Origin of the sequence: Streptomyces adustus, assembly GCF_009377175.1 — a bacterium.
Lineage (GTDB): Bacteria > Actinomycetota > Actinomycetes > Streptomycetales > Streptomycetaceae > Streptomyces > Streptomyces adustus.
Window position 1 is genome coordinate 1 of sequence record NZ_VJZD01000416.1, and the last position, 4,597, is coordinate 4,597.

Sequence of the window (4,597 nt, forward strand, 5' to 3'; positions counted from 1 at the left end):
CACCAGACCCCGCCGCCCCCCGCCCAGCCGGTCCGGCTGTCCAAGGTCACCCTCACGAAGTCCACGCCGTCGGTCTCGCTGACCAAGCAGGGCGGCACATCGGGCGCCATGCGCGTGAACCTCAACTGGGAGGTGCGCAAGCAGTTCTCGGGCTGGGGCAGCAAGCGCGGCCGGGCCGTCGCGCTGCACAGAGACCTCGACCTCGACCTGTGCGCCCTGTTCGAACTCGCCGACGGCCGCAAAGGGGTCGTCCAGGCACTCGGCAACGCGTTCGGAGCCCTGGACCGGCCGCCGTACATCCACCTCGACGGCGACGACCGCACCGGCGCCACGGCGAGCGGCGAGAACCTCACGATCAACCTCGACCACGCGCGCGACTTCCGGCGGATCCTCGTCTTCGTGACCATCTACGAGGGTGCCCGCTCCTTCGCGGACCTGCACGCGACGGTCACCCTCACCCCGCAGTACGGCGCCCCGATCGACTTCTCGCTCGACGAGTGCACCGTCCCCTCCACGGTGTGCGCGCTCGCCCTCATCACCAACAACGGCGGCGACCTGGTCGTCCAGCGCGAGGCCCGCTACCTGGTGCCCCAGCGCGGGGTGAGCCCGCAGCGGACCGTCGACCACACCTACGGATGGGGCATGGACTGGACGCCCGGCCGGAAATAGGCGAGGCCGGTCCGAGGTCCGGCGTCCGGGGGCGGATCAGCCCTCGTCGGCGACGGGCTCGGGACGCGGGTAGGTGCGGCCCTTCCAGGCGGCACCCCGGCCCCGGTAGTGCTGCACCGCGGAGTCGACCGTCATCAGCAGGTACAGGAACGCGGTGAACGGAAGCAGGGGAGCCAACCACCACGACTGCCGGTAGTAACGCAGCATCGGTACGTACGTCCCGGCCATCACCAGCCAGGCCGTGCCGCCGAGCACGGCGGTCGCGGGATCGCCCAGCGCCGCCCCCACGACCAGGGTGACGGGCGGCGCCAGGTACACCAGCGCCAGTCCGCCGACCGTGCCGGCCAGCAGAAGGAGGTTGTGGCGCAGCTGCGCGTAGGCGCTGCGCGAGACCATCCGCCACAGATCGCGCAGCCGCGGATAGGGGCGCACGCTGTCCACGCCGTCGGCCAGGCCGAGCCAGACCCGGCCCCCGGTGCGCTTGACGGCCCGCGCCAGGGCGACGTCGTCGATGACGGCGTGCCGGATGGAGTCCGGGATCCGGGCCCGCTCCGCGGCCTCGGCGCTCAGCAGGACACAGCCGCCCGCCGCGGCCGCCGTCCCGGTCCTCTTCCCCTTCTTCTCGCCCGCCGTTCCTTCCCTGTTCTCCTTGTTCTCCTTGTTTCTCTTACTGATCCGGCGGAACGGATAGAGCTGGGCGAAGAAGTAGACGAAGGCGGGCACCACGAGCCGTTCCCACAGGCTCTCCACCCGCAGCCGCGCCATCTGCGAGACGACGTCGAAGCCTCCGGTGCGGGCACCGGCCACGAGCCGACGCAGACTGTCCGGCGCGTGGGCGATGTCGGCGTCCGTGAGCAGCAGGTAAGCGGGCTCACGCGTGCGTGCCAGGGCGATGCCGTGCCGCACCGCCCAGAGCTTGCCCGTCCAGCCCGCGGGCGGTTCGCCCGGCGAATCCACCGTCAGCGGCAGTCCGCCGTGCCGTCGCGCCAGCTCGCGCGCCAGGTCCCCGGTACCGTCCCGGCTGCCGTCGTCGACGAGGAAGATCTCCGCCCGGCCCGGGTAGTCCTGGGCGAGCAGCGAGGGAAGGCTCGACGGCAGCATCGCGGCCTCGTCGCGCGCCGGTACGACGACACAGACGGACGGCCAGGTCCGCGGCTCCCGCAGCGCCGGCAGCCGGACGTCCGTACGCCAGAAGAAGCCCTGGAAGAGCAGCAGCCACAGCCAGGCGGCGAGAGAAGCGGCGGCGATCCACGTGATGGCGCTCACCCGCGCAGTCTGCCCCACCGTGGGGCCGCGCAGCAGCCCATCGTCTATCGTGGCCGGGTGAAGATCGCGCTCATGGACTCCGGAATCGGCCTGCTGGCGGCCACCGCCGCGGTACGGCGCCTGCGGCCCGACGCGGATCTGGTTCTCTCCCTCGACCCCGACGGAATGCCCTGGGGGCCGCGTACTCCCCAGGACCTCACCGCGCGCGCCGTGGCCGTCGCGGAGGCCGCCGCAGCGCACCGGCCGGACGCCCTCATCGTCGGCTGCAACACCGCCACCGTGCACGCGCTGGACACCCTGCGCACCCGTCTCGAACCCGGCATTCCGGTCATCGGCACGGTGCCCGCGATCAAGCCGGCCGCCGCGGGCGGCGGCCCCGTCGCGATCTGGGCCACGCCCGCCACCACCGGCAGCCCCTATCAGCGGGGGCTCATCAGGGACTTCGCCGACGGTGTCGCCGTCACCGAGGTGCCGTGCTGGGGACTGGCCGAGGCCGTGGAGCACGCCGACGAGGCGGCCATCGACGCCGCCGTCGCCGCGGCCGCCGCGCTGACCCCTGCGGAGACCACGACCGTGGTCCTCGGCTGCACCCACTACGAACTGGTCGCCGACCGCATCCGCGCCGCCGTGCAGCGCCCCGGTCTCCCGCCGCTCGTCCTGCACGGCTCCGCCGGTGCCGTGGCCGCGCAGGCCCTGCGCCGCATCGGTGCGGTCGCCGCCCCCGAGGCGCCCGCGGTCGGTTCGGTGACGGTGCTGCTCAGCGGGCGTGAGGGCGCGCTGCCCCAGCCCGCGCTGGCGTACGCCGAGGGGCGGCTGTTCCAGGTGGCCAGCCCCGCCTCGTGACGGACGAGCCGGTCTCATGAGGGACGCGGGCATCCGGCGGACGCTTCCGCTCCGCCACTCTCCCCCGGCCGGCGGAGTCAACCTGCGCGACGCAGTACCCGCGCGGTGAAACCTGAGTAACCTCAATGCCATGAGGGACCACCCCCAGGACGTGGACGCTCCGCACCCGGACATCTGGACCGGGCGCGCCACCAACCGCTTCCAGTGGCTGCTGGCGCTCGGCGGCGCCGCCTGCATGGCGCTCGGCATCGAACTGGCTGTCGACTCGGCGTGGACCTCCGGCACGGCCGCGCTCGCCATGGCCGTCGTCGGCTGTATCGCGGCCGGCCTGCTCGTCCTCTTCGGCACCCTCGCCTTCGTGCACGTCGACCTGAAGCTCGACAGGGAGTCCCTGGAAGTGCGGTGCGGCCACATCGGCGTGCCGCGCCGCCGCATCCTGCTGGCGCACGTGGCCGACGCCGACTTCGCCCCGCTCGTCACCCCGCGCCAGTGGGGCGGCTGGGGTTACCGCTGGCGGCCCGAGAGGGGCACCGCGGTCGTCGTACGCCGGGGCGAGGGCGTGGTGCTGCGGCTGTGGGACGGACACACCTTCACGATCACCGTGGACGACGCCGAAGCGGCCGTACGCGTCATCCGGGACCGGCTGCGCTCCAACGCGCACGGCCCGCTGCACTGAGCGGGCGCGGGAGCGCCGGGCCCGCGACCCGGTCACGGGATCGGTCGGTCACCCCGCGCGCACCCTCGATTCGCCTGATTCATCCGATTCTTCGAGTGCGGGTTCGCGGGCCAAGGGCCGAGCCGTGGTCAGCCCGGCCAGGAGCCCCGCGCCGACCGACACCGCGGTGAAGCTCAGCGCGTCGCCCACCGAGGCGATGGCCGCCAGCGCCGTCAGCGCGGCTCCCGCGGTCAGTACGACGGGCGTGGGACGCGGCGAGCGCCACAGCGCGCCCAGCATCCAGCAGTAGGCGGCCGCCAGCAGGATCACACCGACCACGCCCTGCTCGGCGGCCAGTTGCAACGGCGCCGAGTGCGGCTTCCCGTCGGACGGCGTCGCGGCTGCCGCCGTCGCGCTGAGGTCGCCGAAGCGCCCCGGGCCCACGCCCAGGGCGCTGTTCCGGCCCGCCAGGTGCAGTGCGTCGTGCCACAGCTCGATCCGGTGCGTCGTGAGCCCGCCCTCCAGGGCCGAGGCGAGCCCGTCCGGCAGCGCGCTCCCGGCGACCGCCCAGGTCAGGCCGGTGACCACGGCGGTGGCCAGAGCCAGGACCGCGATGCCGGCACCCCGGCGCGTCCGGCCCGCGGCGAGCGAGCACAGCAGCACCGCGACGCAGGCGGCGGCGCCGACGACCGAGCCGCGGACGGCCGCGGTCACGGTGATCCCGGCGGCCAGCGCACCCGCCGCCAGTCGTGCGGCCGGGGCGGGCGCGGTCCAGGCGGCGCAGCACGCGGCACCGGCCGAGAGGGTCAGCAGGGCCGCGGTCGCTCCCGCGGGTCCGAGCGGCGCGACGATCTGCGGTCCGGGCGCGAGATGCGGCACGGTCAAGGTCAGGACCAGCCCGGCCAGCGCCCCGGCGCAGGGTGCCGCCACCGGCAGCAGCGCCCCGAAGATCCGCCCGGCGGCATGGCCCGCCGCCACGGCGAGCACCGCGAGCAGCACCCCCTCCGGGCGGCCGTCGTGCGCGGTCGCCGTCAGCAGGGACCAGGCGGCGCAGGCCCCGAGCACCACGACGCCCACGCCGTCGAAGGCGTTGCGTCTCTCGCCGTCCGCCGCCGGACCGGCAGCGGACGCCCTCCCCGTGAACTCCACGCCGTCCCCCCGCAC

General features: G+C 74.5%; 5 protein-coding genes. 3 read left to right on the forward strand and 2 right to left on the reverse strand.

All coding sequences use genetic code 11. The features are described 5' to 3' along the window. The coding region (locus FNH09_RS47405; protein ID WP_420802843.1) for a TerD family protein at positions 1-669 on the forward strand (669 nt) is incomplete at its 5' end. Between the two features lie 36 nt (positions 670-705). On the opposite strand, the gene FNH09_RS44710 is transcribed toward FNH09_RS47405, so the two are convergent. Continuing rightward, positions 706-1,953 (reverse strand): glycosyltransferase, encoded by a 1,248-nt coding sequence (locus tag FNH09_RS44710; RefSeq protein ID WP_162470054.1) that lies wholly within the window; start codon positions 1,951-1,953, stop codon positions 706-708. A gap of 39 nt (positions 1,954-1,992) precedes the next feature. Between FNH09_RS44710 and FNH09_RS44715 the strand changes: the two genes are divergently transcribed. Both FNH09_RS44715 and FNH09_RS44720 read left to right on the forward strand, forming a co-directional pair. Then, entirely contained in the window at positions 1,993-2,778 is a 786-nt protein-coding gene (locus FNH09_RS44715; protein WP_162470055.1) for an aspartate/glutamate racemase family protein, read from the forward strand. A gap of 130 nt (positions 2,779-2,908) precedes the next feature. After that, positions 2,909-3,454 carry a hypothetical protein gene (locus FNH09_RS44720; protein ID WP_152895602.1) on the forward strand — a complete coding sequence of 182 codons (546 nt, stop codon included), beginning with the start codon at positions 2,909-2,911 and terminating at the stop codon, positions 3,452-3,454. Positions 3,455-3,502: 48 nt separating this feature from the next. Here the strand turns inward: FNH09_RS44720 and FNH09_RS44725 are convergent, their stop codons facing one another. Then, positions 3,503-4,510: an O-antigen ligase family protein gene (locus FNH09_RS44725; RefSeq protein WP_338017873.1), complete on the reverse strand. Its 1,008-nt coding sequence runs from the start codon at positions 4,508-4,510 to the stop codon at positions 3,503-3,505. Between the last annotated feature and the right edge of the window lie 87 nt (positions 4,511-4,597).

Bases quoted from the DNA above. Each gene is read 5' to 3' on its own strand.
- FNH09_RS44720 (WP_152895602.1), top strand. From the start codon at position 2,909: ATGAGGGACCACCCCCAGGACGTGGACGCTCCGCACCCGGACATCTGG.